Raw genomic sequence first — 17,627 nt, forward strand, 5'->3', positions numbered from 1 at the left:
AACGAAGTTATTCTAACAAACCGCCGTATACCGAACGGTACGTACGGTGGTGTGAGGAGACAGCAGGGAAACTAATTCCCTGCTTCTTACTCGATTGTGCTATCCGGCATATTCCCTGCATGGCCTTTGTTGCCTTTTTCGGCATCTGTTCGTGCTTCTTCCGAACCGAAATCGCCTTTTCCGAAATCTCTGCCTAAATTGCCTGATTCGGTTTCTACCGTATTTTGCGTTTCGTTATCATTGCTGCGGTGGCGTGGCACCTGCTGATCGGGCATATTGCTTTTATCGGCACTGTTATCTGCATTTTTATCACCCAGATTTTCGTTGTTGTCTTTTGTGCTTTCCATAATCTTAAATTAAATTGCTAGTATAGAACAGGATAATAGCAGATTAGTTTTAGCTTGTTTTTGGGTTTTAATTGATTTTAGGCATGGCTCTGAAATTAAAGGTCGATCTGTTATCATCACTGATGATATATAGTGTGAAATCATAATTTTGACCTTTTTCGAAGGCAAAGCTTGTTGGCAGTGTTTTGGTAAATGCTGCGTATTTTTCAATGTGGGGAATTTCACCTTTTGTAATTAATTGCTGCTTATTGGCAATTGTGGCATAAAGTTCAATCTTGCTCGGTACCGATGTATTTAAACCGAAATTTTCTATGGTTATTTCTGTTGTTTGTAGATTTGAATTATTTTTGAAAACTGGTTTTCTTGCACTTAAAATGGCTTCTTCGTACTTTACCCAGGGTACGCGAGTGTAGCCGAAAAGTGTTTTTCCAGATCGGTACTTGCCGAGTAATTTTGGTGCAAATTCATCTTTGGTTAAAGCTAAACCGGTTGTGCTAAAAATCAGAATAAGATCTTTACCTGATTTTTCTGTACCAATTATTTTAGCTCCTTTACCAAAATTTACAGCATCAGATGCACCAAAACGCAACGATTTAAGGTCGATATCGGTTTGGGGATTAAAATCTTTTTCGGCTTTAACTTTTATCTTAATATTTTTGGTTTTATCATTAGGAAAATTTTTTGTGAGTGTGGTAAGCAGTACACCTGGATTTAGCGGAATTACAATATTTTTGGAACTGTGGTTGTCATTCGCAAAATCTTCTTCTTTTTGTGCATCAATTACAGCGAAATTTGCTTGAGTTGCTCTACCATATTGATCTTGAAAAACACGTATTCTTTCATATTTAAACCAGTTTTCTATCAATCCGTTTTTATGAAAAGATATGCCCGGAACGTAAGCTTCACCAGCATCTGTAACCCAATTTACACCATCTTTTGATCGCAGGTAATAGGCAATTCGGCCAAGCCAATCGTTTACAATTAAGTTATACTGAATATGGTCGCGCCAAATAACAGGATCCTCAAATTCTCCTTTTATGTTAGGATAGGCGGTTTTATTCGATATTTGATAATAGGTTGATAACCCCGATTTGCTTACCCAACTTCCGCCACCTCTACATACCATAAGGTAAGAACCATCTGCTCTTTGCGCAAAGGTGAGGTTGGAAAGCCCTTCAATAATCCGCCGGTCTCTTCGGTCAAAATCAAATTTTCCTTCGGTCCAGGGGCCATCTTCGTTATTTGCGGTGTAATTTTTATCTATGGAGTATAGTACCAGTTTACCATCTTTAGCTTTAAAAACATCTACATTGTGGCCATAACCAATGGTATCTTTGATAACAAAAGGGCCGAAAGAGTTTTTACATGTTGCATGGTAAATTATTGATTTTGGCCATTCAAAATGCCCTTTGGGAGCACTTTCTTTCCATCCATTTACATACAAATGGTATAAATTATCCTGTACTTTAATAATATCACCACACCAGTAAGATCGCTTACGATCTTCAATGCCATTATCTACATACCTTGGTACAACATTTTTATCACCCCAGGTATCGCTACTCAATTTTCCATCTGGCATGGGCAGAAACCGATCTTTAAAAGCTCCTCCTTTAACCAGTTGTTTCCAGCTTTCCGGGCGAGCACGCTCAGTTATCTGTGCATTAAGTTGATAGGCAATTGTTATGATCAAGAATAGGTTTAATAATTTCTTCATTAATTGTGTTGTTTTGATTGGTTAGGCAATAGCAATAACTAATTTGAGCCAATTGATTAGTGCTTATTTACTAACTGGAGCCTAATTATACATTGTACATTGTGTTTTGTAATATAAATAAAAATTTACCAGATATTAAATGCCACTTTTACCATAGCCCAATAATAAACATTAATAAATCAGATTAATTGTGGTGGAATACTTCTTCCATATTGCTCCATGTTTCTCCTTTGGCGGCAGCATCAGGTAGTGGGATTTGCATTGGTGCAGTTTCTTTCCACCAGCGTTGGGTAGTTGTATCGGCCGCCATTTTCTTCATGTCTGCATTGAAATTTTTCCCGGTATATTCAAAGTAGCTGAACAGGTAGGGTTTTCCATCTATATCTTTTAAATAAATAGAATAATTGCGGATGTTGCACTCACTTATTTTTTTAAGTACCGTTGGCCATGCTGCCGCATGGAGTTTCTTGTAATCGGCAACTTTATCCGGTTTCAATCCTGTTATGCTCCCGTAGCGTACCGGGGTTGCTGACGAATCTGTTTTTACTGATGAATTACAGGCAAACAGGACTAACATTGGAGCCAAAAGCCATAGATAGATTGTTTTCAGATTTTTCATATAATCATATAGCTTTAGTTAATTACAGGAATATCTTCTGGGTTGCCATCCAATTCGAGTACAACAATATAATCGGGTAGCGCGGTTTGATTGGCTGGAAGCTGAACAGCAATATTTTCATTTATTTTAAAGTCGACCGCTTGATTATTCAATAAGTATGCTTTTTTTACCTGTCGGTTTGGAATTTGTTTTAAGCTCAGCTTAGCTAAATTGGTATTGAATATATGCAGGTAAATTTTGTTGCCTTTTCTGGTTGTTGCATAATCATTGTTGGGTTGGTAAGGGCCACCCAATGTACCGTAAATGGCCTCTCCATTAATTTTTAACCAATTGCAAATTTCTTTCAGGCGTTCAGTTTGCCTGGCTTCAATGCGGCCATCAGGCATTGGCCCCACATTTAGTAACAGATTACTGTTTCCGCCTGCTGTTTTCGAAATAATTTCCAGGCATTGTTTTAAAGTCTTCATTTTATCGTTGGGTTTCCAGGCCCATTGCTCACAAATGGTAAAGCAGCTTTCCCAAGGTGTTGTCATATTAAGTTTGCCTACCACTTGCTCTGGTGTATCGTAATCGCCTACCATTTTAGCAACATCAATATTTTTATTTTCCATCGCTGCAAATTCTTTTCCCAAACGGTTATTAATAATAATATCAGGTTTTAATGTTTTGAGGTAAGCATACAGATCCTTTCCCATTTCATCTGTCCAGGGTTTTTCCCATTGTCCATCAAACCAAAGCATATAAGGGTCATATTTGGTTATCAGTTCTTTTAACTGATTTTTCATGTACGTTCTATAACGGTCCATATCCGATTTGGGATCAATGGTTTGGTTTTTTGCCGAGTGAATAGGGTAATCGGGATGGTGCCAATCCAATACGGAATAATAGATGCAAAATTTGATTCCCTGTTTCTTGCAAGCCTCGTTCAATGCGCCTACAATATCTTTTTTGTAAGGGGTATTGGCAATATCATAATCCGTAAAAGCACTTGGCCATAAACAAAAGCCATCGTGGTGACGTGCGGTAATGGTGAGGTATTTCATGCCGGCATCTTTTGCAGTTTTCACAATCGCATCTGCATTAAACAATACGGGGTTAAATTCTTTGTACAAGTTGTCGTAATCTTCTATCCCAACCTGATCGCCACGGCTCCAGCCAATTTCGGTGCCACGTAAACTTACCGGCCCCCAATGGATGAACATGCCGAAGCGTTTATCCATAAAATTGTTTATGGGTGATGAATTTATATTTTTTGTTTGTGCACCAACACTGAGAAATGCTGTTAATGCAAGCAGTATTAAAAGATTTTTTTTCATATCAATCTTATTTAAAATACACATATAAAATACCCATAATGGCCAGCAGTGCCACCGATAAAAATTTGTAATTGCCTATACCCGTCCACCCTTTACTTTGTAAGGGTTCCAAGATCGATTTCCAATACAATACTTCGCTTTGTGCGGTGTGTTTAACGGGATAGCAATAAGAAAAAATTACCTGTATGGTTACACATGCACAGAAAAGATAAAAGGCCATCATCATAAATGGAATCCCGCCGATGAAGGTTCCGGTACCATAAACCTTATTTACAATAAATACAGCAACGCCAAGGATAGAGCCAATAAGCAAGGTGTACTGGGCTGCTTTTGCAGATGCTTTTTTCCAGAAAACCCCTAAAAGAAATACACAGGTAATGGGTGGGGCAATATGTGCAATTACATCATTTATACCCTCAAACAAACTTTGGTAACTGTTTAGCAATGGCAATAATGCGATAGATAATACCAGGGCTATGCCTGCACTCCAACGCCCAACGGTTACCAGTTGCTGATCGGTAGTTGCTGGTTTAAAACGTTTGTATAAATCGTAGCTGCTTAGGGTGGCAATAGAGTTTAGTGCTCCTGCTATCTGACTCATTAATCCCGATAGAAGTGCCGCTACCAGTATCCCAACCAATCCTTTTGGTAAAAGCTGAGTAATCATTAAGGTGTAAATGCCTTTGGTGTTTAAAACAGCTTCGCCGTTTGTACCGGTAGTTTGTAAGCTTGATAAATCCATTGTACCTGATTTGTATAGTGCATAAGCAAATAAACCTGGTAGCACAAAAATGAAAACAGGTAAAATTTTAATGAAACCGCAAAATAGTGCGCCTACACGGGCATGGTTTTCATCTTTTGCACCCAATACCCTTTGTACTATAGTTTGATCCGCACACCAGTACCAGATACCCAATACCGGATAGCCCAAAAATACGGCAACCCAGCTCATGCCGCTTTTATCACCAACAGGGCGTATCATGCTGAGTTTATCCATTGTGTTTTCGCGTTGTAAAACCGCAGTCATTTCGTGCCAGCCACCTACTTTGTTCCATGCAAATACAGTAATAATAATTGCACCGGTTATTAATACCAAACTTTGTATGGTTTCGGTAACTACAACGGCTTTTAAACCACCAATAATGGTGTATAAACCTGTTAAAGCTGCAATTACGACAATGCTGGTGTACATCGGGATGCCAAATAAGGTTTCGAGTACTATACCGCCTGCTAAAAAGGAAAAGGCAATGTGAATAATAATGGCTGATAAGATGGAAATAAAGGCGAGCCAATCTCTGCAGGCGCGGTTATAACGGCGTTCTAAAAAATCGGGTAGGGTAGAAATGCCCGAGCGGATATAAAAAGGGATAAACAGCAAAGCCAGAAGGATGAGTGTAAAAGCAGCCATCCATTCGAAATTGCCATTTAACAGGCCCGAATCGAACCCACTTTGGGCAAGGCTTACCAAATGCAGACAGGAGATGTTGGTAGCAAAGAGGGCAAGCCCAATCATTGGCCATTTAAGGCTTTTACCTGCCAAAAAATATTCGCCACTTGTGGTTTCCTGATTCTTTTTTTTGCGCGTGCCTGTCCACAGTCCTATGGTTACAATAAACAATATATAGGAGATGGTAATTACAATATCTATTGTACTAATCATATTTGGTTGATTAATAAAGTGGGTTTTGCTGTAGCTGTTTATTTTTATCCAGCTCACCTTGAGGAAATGGCAGCACATTATTTTTCTCTCCGAACTTTAAAGGTACTCCTGCCGGATTTTTAAGCGGCGTCAATTTGGTATCCATAAGGTTTCTTCTTTTAAGATCATAATAACGTTGTCCTTCAAGCGCAAGCTCAATTCTTCTTTCATGAAGGATAAAATCTCTTAGTTTATCCTTGGTGTTGTAAACGGTTTGATCTACGCGGGGCATTTCTACACTTTTTCTTGTTCTGATGACATCCAAAGCATCATAAATGGTTAAATCCGGGCCGCTTACTTCATTTTTGGCTTCAGCAAACATCAATAGTACATCGGCATAACGGAGATGGATAATGTTTTGATCGGTAACCGGAATTTTAGTCCTGTCGAATGGTAGTTTTGATAAATCGATATACTTCTTTTGTACATAAGTGGTTAAAAGGGGGTCTGTTTCTTTAAACTCCGATCCATCTGGATTAATGTATTTCTCTGTAGGTACTTTTATGGTAAATTTTAAACGGGGATCCCTGTTGGCGTAGGGGTTTGCAGCATTGTAACCTGAGCCAGTTTCAGCAATCATTTTTCCGTTGGCCATTTCATATTCATCAACCAGGTTTTGGTAAGGAGCTATTGAGCCATACCAAGCCACTTCTACCAATACACCTTCATTGCCCTGTGGGTTGTTAGGCGAAAGATATTTAGTAGAGAATATAATTTCGGGATTGCTTTGCTGTGTAGCGGTAAGGAAAAGGTTGGAGTAGCCTCCCTGGTAAATCTGATATTTGCCTCCGGTAATTACGGCGTTTGCAAATTCTACTGCTTTTGGCCAGTTTTGTTCGGCAAGGTAAACTTTGGCCTGCAGGGCCTGAGCGCTTCCTTTTACAGCATGGCCGTTATATACTACATCAGGTAGATTAGCGATAGCAAAATCCAGTTCATCGTGTACAAACTTTAAAACCTCTTCTTTTGTGCTTTGTTTAATTTTTGCCGCTTCAACTGATGCAGGCACGCTTTTGTATAAAATTACTCCACCAAATGCCTGTTCGAGCTCAAAATAAAACATGGCTCTTAAAAAGCGTACTTCAGCTTTGTAAATTGTTTTGCTGGCTTCGGCAGTTGGTGCCTTATCTACATTATCTAAAAAGTAATTGCAGCCTGCTATTCCCTGGTATGGAATGTCGTAAAATGCCGAAGGTACGTTACTTGAGTTTACAATTCCTTGCGTTAAGTTACCAAAGCCGTAAAAAGAATGCCTGTCCAGTGCATTATCTGAATAGGTATCGAGCCATAATTTGCGGTGACCTAAAAAGCCGTTCTGCAAGCGCTTGTATACTCCTGTCAGTGCCAGTTGTACATCTGCATCACTTTTCCAAAAAACCTCAGCAGAGATGGCTGATGTAGGGTTTTTATCCAGAAAATCTTTTTGGCAAGCGGTAAACAATCCAATTATGATCAGAATAATTAAAGATATGGTGGTTTGTTTCGTTTTCATCTTATATATTTTTAAGTACAAAATATTTTACCCTTATTTTTTATCAGGTTAAAATTTAACCTTTAAACCTGCTGTATATATCCTGAGCTGAGGGAACTGAGCGAAAGAACCAGAACCAGCTCTTTCCGGATCATTGCCTTCGTATTTTGTCCAGGTAATTAAATTATCTCCCGATACATACACGGTAATGCCCTGTGAAGCTATTTTTTTAGAGATTGCTTCCGGAAAGGTATAAGAAAGATAGAGGTTTTTTAAACGTAAATAAGAGGCATCCTGAATAAAATACGTTGATGTGTAACCTGATACCCCCTGATAACCTGTAAGGTATACTGCCGGGATGGTATTACTGGGGTTGGTTGGCGACCATGCATTTAAAAATTTAGATGGAGGAGGAGAGCCCTGCCTGAAGGGTTCGTATCCCCAGCCATCTACCTGAACTTTTTGACCTTGTACGCCCTGGAAAAATGCACTTAAATTAAAGCCTTTATAACCAGCATTTAAATTGAATGAATAGGTGTAATCGGGAAATCTGCTGATGCGGATCCGATCTTCAGGACCAACTGTGCCATTACCGCTCACATCTCTTATTTTTAGATCGCCTGGTTTTAATACGCCAGAATTGGGTTGTTTTGGAGAAGCATCTATTTCTGCCTGGCTTTGGAAGACACCGATCCAATCGTAAACAAAGAAATTATTGTATGGTTGCCCCACCTCAAAAGTACCGAGTGTTTCGGCCAATACTTTGGTTACCTTATTTCTATAGCTGTGAAATATAAAATTTGCACCGTAGGTAAACTCACCGATTCTGTTTTGGTGTCTTAATTCTATTTCAATCCCCTTATTTGTCATGGCACCAGCATTTACAACGGGTGCGGTTACGCCCATGCTTGCAGGCACATCTGCACGGCGGGCCAATATATCGGTGGTGTTTTTGTTATACCAGCTTAGGGTTGCACCGAACAGACCTTTAAACAGGTCGAAATCCAAACCGAAATCGGCAATAGCTGTTTTTTCCCAGCGTAAATCTTTTGTGTTTATACCAAGAAGTTGTACTCCAGAATTTAAAGTTGAAAATGGATAGCTTGTTAGTGAAAGTATGTCTTGGTAAGGGTAATAGTTAGGGTTTCCTTCAGTAACTATTTCCTGATTACCCAATACACCATAAGATGCCCTCAATTTTAAATTGTCTATCCATGAAATGTTATCTTTTATAAAACTTTCTTCAGATATTTTCCAGGCAGCCGATCCTCCACCAAATGTGCCCCAGCGGTATCTTGGATCTACTCTGGAGGTACCATCGTACCTGATATTTCCTTCTAAAAGGTATTTCCCTTTATAATCGTAATTAACCCTGCCAAATAAGGATTGTAAACCCCATTCGAACGAATTGCCACTCAAACTTTGATTAATGGGAGAACTTCCATTCAATTCCATAATGGTATTGTTCGGAAAATCGTAGCGGTTGCCTCCAATGCTGGTGCTGCGGTTATCTTGTTGTTCGTAGCCGGCTAATGCGCTTAAATTATGTGCATTGGCAAATGTGGTGTTGTAATTAAACGTACTATAAAGTGTTTTGGTAATGTTTCTGGCAGAGCTTTGTTGTAAACCAACAAAAGTAGGGTTGCCATTTCCAACTAATTCGTACACACCGCTGGTATTTGGTTGGTAAGCAAATGATGGTGTGCCAAACTGACGCTGCCTGTAATCTTGATTAAAAAAAGTTATAGCACCTTTTGTGGTCCATTTTAAACCATTAATAATATCAACATCTACATAAGCTTGTGCATTAACATTATAGTTTTTCGTAAACTGACCACCTGTAGCATATACTTCTTCAACCGTTCTGTTAGTACCGCTACTTGTGGTAAAATCTTTATCTGTAATTCTTCCACTCCCATCGGGTAAAAAAGGCTTAAACGTAGGGGCAGAGGCGTAGGCCAATAGTAATAAATCTGCATTAGTTAGCCAAGGTGCTTTAAAATCTTCATATGAAAAATTTATGTTGGTACCAACTTTTACTCTTTTGTGTACCCGGTTGGTATAATCTAATAAAGCATTATAGCGGTTGTATTTATAACCCTTTGTTATCGCATCCTGATCGAGGTAGTTTAATGATAAATTATAAGTGCTTTTATCGGTGCCACCCGAAAAACCTAAATTGTGGTTTTGGATAGGTCCTTTATCCAAAACATAATCTAGCCAGTCAAAATTCGGGTATTGCTCGCTGTTTGGGTTATTTTTATAAGCATCAATCTGTGCCTGTGTATATTGTGCAGGCTGACCGCTTCTTGCTTTTGCCTGATTGTACATTTCCATGTAGGTTACCGAGTTGGTAATCAGGTCAGGATATTTAGTGGCATAACTAAGGCCATAGCTGCCATTGTATTCTATTACATTGGTGCCTGCCTTACCTTTTTTAGTACTAACCAATATTACACCATTTGCAGCCCTTGCACCGTATATTGATGCCGATGATGCATCTTTAAGTACGGTTACACTTTCAATGTCCTGTGGTGATAAATTACTCATCGTACCAATTACACCATCTATTAATACCAAAGGATTTGGTGAAGCACCAGTAGAGCCAAAACCACGCAGCCTAAAGCTGGCACCATCTCTGCCAGGTTCACCTGTGGATTGTACAACATCGAGTCCGCTTACCCGCCCCTGTAATAAGTTTTGAACATTGGTTACAGGCCGCTCAGTAAGTGTTTTGCCTGTTACCGTTGAAACAGAACCCGATAGGTTGATTTTCTTTTGTGTGCCATAACCCACTACAACCACTTCATCAAGCTTATTGTCGCTTTCGCTAAGGGTAATACTTAATTTTTCCTGGTTTTGAACAATAATCTGTTGGTTGGTATAACCCACCATGGTAATTTCAAGTTTATTGCCTTTTTCTCCAGCGATGCTAAATTCGCCATTGCTGTTAGAAATGGTTTTGCTCTTATCTTTCGAGCTCGTATTGGTGATGGTTACACCAGGCAGTGGCTGATTGGAAGCATCTACCACTTTACCTTTAATCAAAGTTTGTGCTCCAGCATAATAAAAGCATAAACAAAGTGCCAGTACTGTTAAAAAATAACGTAAGCACGTTTTTCTCAATACCTTTTTCATAATAGTTTAAATTTGGTTAGCTTATTTTAAGTCACAGCTGCTCCCTGCTTCTTGGGGGGTAATGTAAACTCCTTTTTCAATCTTAATCGGGTTTACAAAATATTGTTTTAAATGTGGGATATGTTCTAAAAATAAGGCCTCATGGCCCATTGCTATATGGTTAAACAATACAAGGTGTTGGTGCAGCTGCCCCATATCGCCTACATGCGGTACAACAGGAACGCCAAATTTTTTGCACATTAAGCTAATGGTAATAAATTCACTTACCCCACCAACCCTTACGGCATCTACCTGGGCAAAACTGGCACAACCCGTTTGTAAGTAATTTTTAAAAATAATACGGTTTGGCACGTGCTCGCCAAGGGCAAGTTTAACCGGTGCAATGGCCTTTGCTAAAATTTGGTGTGCTAAAACATCATCCGGATGGGTGGGTTCTTCTACCCAGTAAGGATTCATGTTTTTTAGTTCATTGCATATTGATATGGCTTGCGGTAAAGTCCATTGCTGGTTGGCATCGAGCATTACTTTTGAGTTATCGCCTGCAACCTCGCGTACAATATTTGCCCTGCGGATATCTCTTTTTGGATCTGCTGAACCTACTTTAAGTTTCATGGCGGTAAAGCCGTTAGCTATCGCTTTTTTGCAGTTTTCGCGTACCTGGTTATCATCATAATTAAACCAGCCTACCGAAGTATCGTAACCTGGGTAACCAGCATTTAATATACCTGCTCTTGATGGCTTGCTATCTACCTCATTTTGCAGCATTTCAATTGCTTCTTCTCTTGTAAGTACATCTTCCAGGTAGGACAGATCGAGGGTGTTTACAATTTCTTCAGGGCTTAGGTCGATTAATAATTTCCATAGTGGCACCCCTCTTTTTTTTGCCCATAAATCATAGCAGGCATTGGTAACAGAGGCCAAACCTAAATGTACCACGCCTTTATGAGGCCCGAGCCACCTAAACTGTTGTTCGTTTGATAAGGTTTTAAAGGTTTGCCCAAAATTCCCCATCAGCTCTTCAATACCAATGCCTTTTAAGGTATCGGCATAAAATTTTGCGGCATTGCAAACCAGATCATTACCTGCCCCGAGTGTAAATGCCAATCCTGTTCCGGTTATATTATTTTCGGTTAATTGTGTTACTGCGTAAGAATATTGGGGATCTTTATGTATCGCATCGCTTCCTGCTCCGGTTGTTAGTGCAAACCTTTTATCCTGGATCTGTATTTTATCAATCATTTTTAGGGGTTATATTGTAGTTCTGTATCCTAATTCTGCACCACCGCTAACGGGTAAAATTGTTCCGGTAATGAAGCGGGCAGCGTTGCTTAAAAGAAAAGTACAGGCATCGGCAATTACGTCGCCAGCCGGCATATTGCCCAAAGGCTGTAAATTATTCAGGTACTTTTCTATTTCGCCTGCATTAGGTTGTTCCTGGCTCCAGGCTTGTAATGTTGGGGTATTAATTGCTGCGGGCGATACGGCGTTTACCCTGATCTTAAATGGTGCATAATCAAGTGCCATTGCTTTGGTAAGGGCATTAATGGCTCCTTTGGTTGCCACGTATACGGCATGGTTATCTTGCCCAATACTGCCCACCATCGAGCTTGTGTTTAATATACAGCCCTGCGATTTTTTTAAGTGTGCAATACCATAACGGGTGGTGTACAAAATGCTTTTCAAATTGATGTTCATCAGTAAATCCCATTCTGCATTACTGGTTTCATCTAAAGATTTTGAAGGATGGGCTATTCCGGCATTATTGTGAATGGCATCTATACGGCCATACTTTTCGATGATGATATTTATTGCCGTTTCCACTTCAGCTTCATGCGCAACATTACAGTTTATAAATAATGCTTTTGTGCCATCAAGTTCTTCGAGTTTGTTCTTAGCTGGTTGGTTTTTATCTAATATGCAAACAGTAGCTCCTGCTTTTACATAGGCTTTTGCGCATTCCCAGCCAATACCATCGCTACCGCCGGTTAATGCGATAATTTTATTTTCGAGCATAATGCTTTAATATTTGGTTATGATTAAGCTAATGTATCGATGAAAATTTGAAATGACTGGAAGGAGGTTTGCTGATACTGACGCTATATTAGCCCTGGTCGATATTGTTAAGCTGGATTGTGATAATATATCAGTTTTTTATAAATTGCCATTCTCAAACCAAATATATGAAGCCCATTTTCGCCAAAATACTGGATGGTAAACTAAACGATGTGTATGGTTTAAAGGTGGTTGATGCGCCTTATTTTTCTACTGAATTTCATTTCCACGAAGAGTGTCAGCTTACATACACCATTGAAAGTGAAGGGCGGAGGATGATTGGTGATAGTATTGAAGATTTTAATTCTGACGAACTTATTTTTGTAGGTTCCAATTTGCCCCATGTATGGCACAACACCAATCAGTATTTTAACAATGCAGATGCAGCTACTCACGCACGGTCAGTTTCTGTATTTATACATCCCGATAAAATTCTTGACTTTTTTAAAGAACCTGATACGATACAAAGACTTAAAAACTTCTTCCTAATGGCAAAAAGAGGGATAAAGTTTGGTAATGACGTTAAAAAGAAATTAAAAGAACTGATGTTAAAAGTAGCCTTGCAGACTGAAGAAATATGTCGCTTAATTGTTGTGCTCGAAATTTTGAACCTACTTTGTTTTACCAGGAATTATGAATTGTTGGCAAGCCCGGGCTATACAAACAACTATCAATTAAAAGATAATGATAGGATGGATAAAATCTTAAAATATGTTTTTGATAATTTTAATCAGGAAATTTTACTCCATGCGGCGGCCGAAATGACAAATATGAACAAACAGGCCTTTTGCAGGTATTTTAAAAACCGCACGCAAAAAACTTTTGTAACCTTTGTTAACGAAGTAAGAATAGGCCATGCCTGTAAGTTAATGGCGCAAACCGATAAGCAGATTAGTGAACTTGCTTATGCCTGTGGTTTTAACAGTTTATCAAACTTTAATAAATTTTTTAAACTGGCTAAAGGTGTTACGCCTAAAGAATATAAAAAGATGTTGCTGGTAGATTAGTGTTTTGAGCGCTTTACACTGCGGTTTATCATCCTGAGGGATATTTATTTTATAAAAATCAATATGAGTGACATGATTTTAAAGAAGTGAATATCCTATGGGTATCGAAATTGCGAAAAGGCTTTTTCTTCGTGCCGCGCAAAGACGATCGATTTACTAAAGCCTGTCAATGGTGGCGGAGTTGAAGGAAGCAACTTACAACAATCGCTTGCTTCCCAGAAAGTCTTTTTTAATTCCCACCCGTCAACATGCGCTACCTCGTTCTTGTTTCTTCAGCACTTAATAAAGCCTCAAGCTCCTTAATTTTTTCAGGGTATTGTAAAGCAAGGTTATTTTTCTCACCTACATCATTTGTTAAGTTGTATAACTGAGCTGTTGGTAAATTGCCGGTATCGGTATGGGTTAGCTTGTAATATGCTTCTCCCTTTGATGGTCGGATGTATTTCCAGTTATCTTTAACAATGGCCAGTTGGTTGCTTTGCTCGATGAAAAAATCACGGCCTTCGTGATCTTGCCCAATCAGGGCGTTCCATACATTTTTACTATCGATAGCATTTTTACTTTCCAGCTTAAAATAGCTTGCAAAGGATGCCAGGAAATCGATCTGCGATACCAAAGCATTAGAAACACCTGGTTTAACCATTGCCGGCCACGAAATAATAAAAGGTTCTCTTGTGCCACCTTCTAAAATACTGTATTTGCCGCCACGTAAATTGCCTGCGGGCGTATGGCCATTTAATTTTTCGGCACCCTGATCTTCATATCCATCCATAATTACAGGGCCGTTATCACTGCTAAAGATAATCATTGTGTTTTTGTCAATACCAAGGTATTTCAGCTGTTTTGTTATTTCGCCAACGGCCCAATCCAGTTGCAGGATTACGTCGCCTCTGTAACCCAGCTCACTTTTGCCTTTAAACATGGTTGCGGGCAAGCGTGGTACATGTGGTTCAGTTAAGGCATAGTACAGGAAAAAGGGCTGTTGTTTATGGTCTTCAATAAAATTTTTAGCCTTAGTTAAAAAGGTAAAAGGGAGTTCCTCATCTGTCCAACGTGCCAATTTGCCACCATGCATGTAACCAATACGGCCAATGCCATTTACAATGGTTTGGTTATGACCATGGTTTACTTCTGCCTGCATTTTTAACAATTCGGGATGATCTTGGCCAGTAGGATCTGTGCCTATGGGATTTTTGTAATCAACGGTAATCGGGTCGTTAGCTTCTAATCCCACTACCAATTGGTTTTCCATAAAAACAGTTGGTACGCGATCTGCGGTGGCCGGAAAGATAAAAGAATAATCAAAACCTACTTCTTTCGGACCTGGTTTTACTTCCTTGTTCCAATCTTTTTCTACGGCAGTACCCAAACCCAAATGCCACTTACCAACCAGGCCGGTTTTATAACCTGCCTGTTGAAAAATTGCTGCGAGTGAGCTGTTATCTGTCGGAACAATCAATGCAGCGTCACCAGGTAAAACACCGGTGCCTTTTTTACGCCAGGCGTATCTGCCAGTCATTAACGAATAACGTGATGGGGTACAGGTTGAGGCGGTGGCATGCCCATTGGTAAATCTTAATCCTTGCTTTGCAAGTGCATCAATGTTTGGTGTTTTTATTTTAGTTGCTCCATAGCAGCTGAGGTCGCCATAACCCAAATCATCTGCATAAATGATTATGACATTGGGTTTCTTTTGTGCGGATGCATAAAAGTTGAAACTTGCTAAAAAAACAAATAAGGAAAGTAAAAATCTGTGGCTCATGGTTAGAAAAAGGTGGTTTGTCAGTTAAGCGATGCAATCGCTTTTCTCAATAATCCTCGTTACAAACGAGGACTATGTGTTTATATTTTTAATATGGTTTGTCAGTTAAGCGATACAATCGCTTTTCTCTATAATCCTCGTTACAAACGAGGACTATGAGTTTATGTTTTTAATATGGTTTCTCAGTTAAGCGATACAATCACTATTCTTTATAACCCTCCTTACAAACGAGGACTATGTGCTTATGTTTTTAATATGGTTTGTCAGTTAAGCGATACAATCGCTTTTCTCTATAATCCTCGTTACAAACGAGGATTATGAGTTTATGTTTTTAATCTGGTTTATCAGTTAAGCGATGCAATCACTTGTCTAAAAACTATGGGCATAAAAAAGGCCAAACAAATATGTCTGGCCTAATATATTTCAGTATTAATCTTCTGCTAAAAACGGGTAACGGTAATCCGTTGGCGATTCGAAAACCTCTTTAATGGTACGTGGAGAAACCCAACGCAATAAATTGATCATCGAGCCGGCTTTATCATTTGTACCCGAACCTCTTGCACCACCAAATGGCTGCTGACCTACAACGGCACCAGTACATTTATCGTTGATGTAAAAGTTACCTGCGGAGTTGCGTAAAGCATGACTTGCTTTATCTATTGCATATCTATCCTGCGCAATCAAGGCTCCGGTTAAAGCATAAGGAGAAGTGGTATCAATTACTTCTAAAATCTGGTCGAAATCCTGATCTGCATAAACATAAACAGTTAAAACGGGGCCAAATAATTCTTCGCTCATGGTGGTGTATTTTGGATCATCTACAACTAGTATTGTTGGTTCAATGAAATAACCTTTAGTTTTATCGTAGTTTCCACCAGCAATAATTTCTACACCGCTATCTTTTTTAGCCTGATCGATGTATTTAGCCAATTTATCGAAAGAACGTTCATCGATTACGGCATTAATAAAGTTGCTGAAATCTTCTGTTCCACCCATTTTAAATGTAGCTAAATCAGCCAACATCTGTTCTTTAATTTCTGGCCAAAGACTTTCTGCAATGTATACGCGACTAGCTGCAGAACATTTTTGTCCCTGGTATTCAAAAGCACCACGCAGAATTGCCGTACTGGCCACTTTTGTTTGTGCTGACGGATGTACGAGAATAAAATCTTTACCTCCGGTTTCGCCTACAATACGTGGGTATGATCTGTATTTATGGATGTTTGTTCCGATTGTTTTCCAGATTTCCTGAAATACTTTAGTAGAACCTGTAAAGTGGATACCGGCAAAATCAGCATGGTTAAAAATCACTTCTCCAGTTTCTGGTCCGTCTGCATAAACCAGGTTAATTACGCCATCAGGTAATCCTGCTTCGCGGAAAATTTCCATTAATAAGTTTGCTGCGTAAACTTGCGTATCAGCAGGTTTCCAAACCACAACATTTCCCATCATGGCTGCAGATGCAGGTAAATTTGCTGCAATTGCGGTAAAGTTGAAAGGTGTAAGTGCAAAAACAAAACCTTCCAATGGGCGTTGCTCAACACGGTTCCAGCTTCCGCGAGGAGAAACAGGAGGTTGTTGTTTGTAAATATCTACCATGTAACTTACATTAAAACGTAAGAAATCAATCAGCTCGCAAGCGGCATCAATTTCGGCCTGATAAGCATTTTTGCTTTGACCTAACATTGTTGCAGCATTTAATTTATAGCGGTATTTACCGGCAATAAGATCGGCAGCCTTTAAAAATATGGCAGCGCGATGTTCCCAGGTTAGGTTTTCCCAATCCTGTTTTGCAGCCAAAGCAGCATCAATGGCTTGTGTAATATGGGTTTTATCACCAATGCTGAATTGAGCTAAAATATGTTGGTGATCGTGTGGTGCAACAACTTTACCTTTTTTGGTGGTATGAACTTGTTTGCCACCAATGTACATCGGAATATCTTGTTGGTATGAGCGGGCTTCGGCAAGTGCTTCTTTTAAAAGTGCACGCTCTTTACTGCCTGGGCCATAATTTAATATAGGTTCGTTTACCGGAGTGGGTACGTTAAAAAATCCTTTAAGCATATTTTATTTTTTATGATTTGTACAAAGATAATGCTTTTTGAGCTAGGCCATTCCATTATTCTGTAAAGAAAACAGGGCAAACGTTTGATTGTATTCGTTAGATTAGATAGCGGTTAATTTTGATTTTATTGTGGTTAAAATATGGGTGGTTGGATTTTATTTATAGTGGTGTCAGTTGTTAGTAACTGACACTCATTTAGCTCTTCCTTTGTTTTACGCAGAAAATACCGCGGATTTAGGAGGCTTTAGTGGGTTTTACTTTTGTAGAAAGAGTTGACAACTTTTCTTGCCACCCTGCGAGTAAAGTTGTCAACTCTTTTAGTGGTGTCAGTTGTTAGTGTAAGCTCCCCTGTTTTTCAGACCATTCAAAAGTATAATTTTGTCCTCAAATTTCCTGTAATAAATCTACAGGAGATTTGAAGTTCAATGCTTGAT

The 17,627-nt window shown here is 39.2% G+C and carries 12 protein-coding genes; 1 reads left to right on the forward strand and 11 read right to left on the reverse strand.

Annotated features, from left to right (window positions below):
• Positions 1-86 precede the first annotated feature (86 nt).
• The 9 genes from ASE74_RS17965 to ASE74_RS18005 all read right to left on the reverse strand — a co-directional run bounded on the left by ASE74_RS17965 (position 87) and on the right by ASE74_RS18005 (position 12,320).
• Complete coding sequence (locus tag ASE74_RS17965) at positions 87-347, reverse strand: hypothetical protein (protein ID WP_055912065.1); 261 nt, start codon at positions 345-347, stop codon at positions 87-89.
• 67 nt (positions 348-414) lie between these two features.
• Positions 415-2,064, reverse strand: a complete 1,650-nt coding sequence (locus ASE74_RS17970; RefSeq protein WP_055912067.1) for a glycoside hydrolase family protein — start codon at positions 2,062-2,064, stop codon at positions 415-417.
• A gap of 184 nt (positions 2,065-2,248) precedes the next feature.
• The gene (locus ASE74_RS17975) at positions 2,249-2,683 is read right to left on the reverse strand and encodes an L-rhamnose mutarotase (RefSeq protein WP_082458845.1); all 435 of its coding nucleotides are present in this window, start codon (positions 2,681-2,683) and stop codon (positions 2,249-2,251) included.
• A 14-nt stretch (positions 2,684-2,697) separates the two neighbouring features.
• Positions 2,698-3,999 carry an alpha-L-fucosidase gene (locus ASE74_RS17980; protein ID WP_162235822.1) on the reverse strand — a complete coding sequence of 434 codons (1,302 nt, stop codon included), beginning with the start codon at positions 3,997-3,999 and terminating at the stop codon, positions 2,698-2,700.
• 7 nt (positions 4,000-4,006) lie between these two features.
• Positions 4,007-5,659 carry a sodium:solute symporter gene (locus ASE74_RS17985; RefSeq protein ID WP_055912073.1) on the reverse strand — a complete coding sequence of 551 codons (1,653 nt, stop codon included), beginning with the start codon at positions 5,657-5,659 and terminating at the stop codon, positions 4,007-4,009.
• Between the two features lie 10 nt (positions 5,660-5,669).
• On the reverse strand, positions 5,670-7,190 hold the full coding sequence (locus ASE74_RS17990; protein ID WP_055912075.1) for a RagB/SusD family nutrient uptake outer membrane protein: 1,521 nt from the start codon (positions 7,188-7,190) through the stop codon (positions 5,670-5,672).
• 48 nt (positions 7,191-7,238) lie between these two features.
• The gene (locus ASE74_RS17995; protein ID WP_055912077.1) at positions 7,239-10,307 is read right to left on the reverse strand and encodes a TonB-dependent receptor; all 3,069 of its coding nucleotides are present in this window, start codon (positions 10,305-10,307) and stop codon (positions 7,239-7,241) included.
• A gap of 21 nt (positions 10,308-10,328) precedes the next feature.
• A complete protein-coding gene (locus tag ASE74_RS18000; protein WP_055912079.1) occupies positions 10,329-11,546 on the reverse strand; it encodes an enolase C-terminal domain-like protein in 1,218 nt (405 codons plus the stop codon).
• Positions 11,547-11,555: 9 nt separating this feature from the next.
• Complete coding sequence (locus tag ASE74_RS18005; RefSeq protein WP_055912081.1) at positions 11,556-12,320, reverse strand: SDR family NAD(P)-dependent oxidoreductase; 765 nt, start codon at positions 12,318-12,320, stop codon at positions 11,556-11,558.
• 167 nt (positions 12,321-12,487) lie between these two features.
• Between ASE74_RS18005 and ASE74_RS18010 the strand changes: the two genes are divergently transcribed.
• Positions 12,488-13,366, forward strand: coding sequence for an AraC family transcriptional regulator (locus tag ASE74_RS18010; RefSeq protein WP_055912083.1), 879 nt, complete (start codon positions 12,488-12,490; stop codon positions 13,364-13,366).
• Positions 13,367-13,619: 253 nt separating this feature from the next.
• On the opposite strand, the gene ASE74_RS18015 is transcribed toward ASE74_RS18010, so the two are convergent.
• Together ASE74_RS18015 and pruA are read right to left on the reverse strand one after the other, a co-directional pair.
• Positions 13,620-15,128: an arylsulfatase gene (locus tag ASE74_RS18015; protein WP_055912085.1), complete on the reverse strand. Its 1,509-nt coding sequence runs from the start codon at positions 15,126-15,128 to the stop codon at positions 13,620-13,622.
• A gap of 429 nt (positions 15,129-15,557) precedes the next feature.
• On the reverse strand, positions 15,558-17,192 hold the full coding sequence (gene pruA, locus ASE74_RS18020; protein ID WP_055912087.1) for an L-glutamate gamma-semialdehyde dehydrogenase: 1,635 nt from the start codon (positions 17,190-17,192) through the stop codon (positions 15,558-15,560).
• Positions 17,193-17,627: the final 435 nt, after the last annotated feature.

Origin of the sequence: Pedobacter sp. Leaf216 (assembly GCF_001421515.1) — a bacterium.
Lineage (GTDB): Bacteria > Bacteroidota > Bacteroidia > Sphingobacteriales > Sphingobacteriaceae > Pedobacter.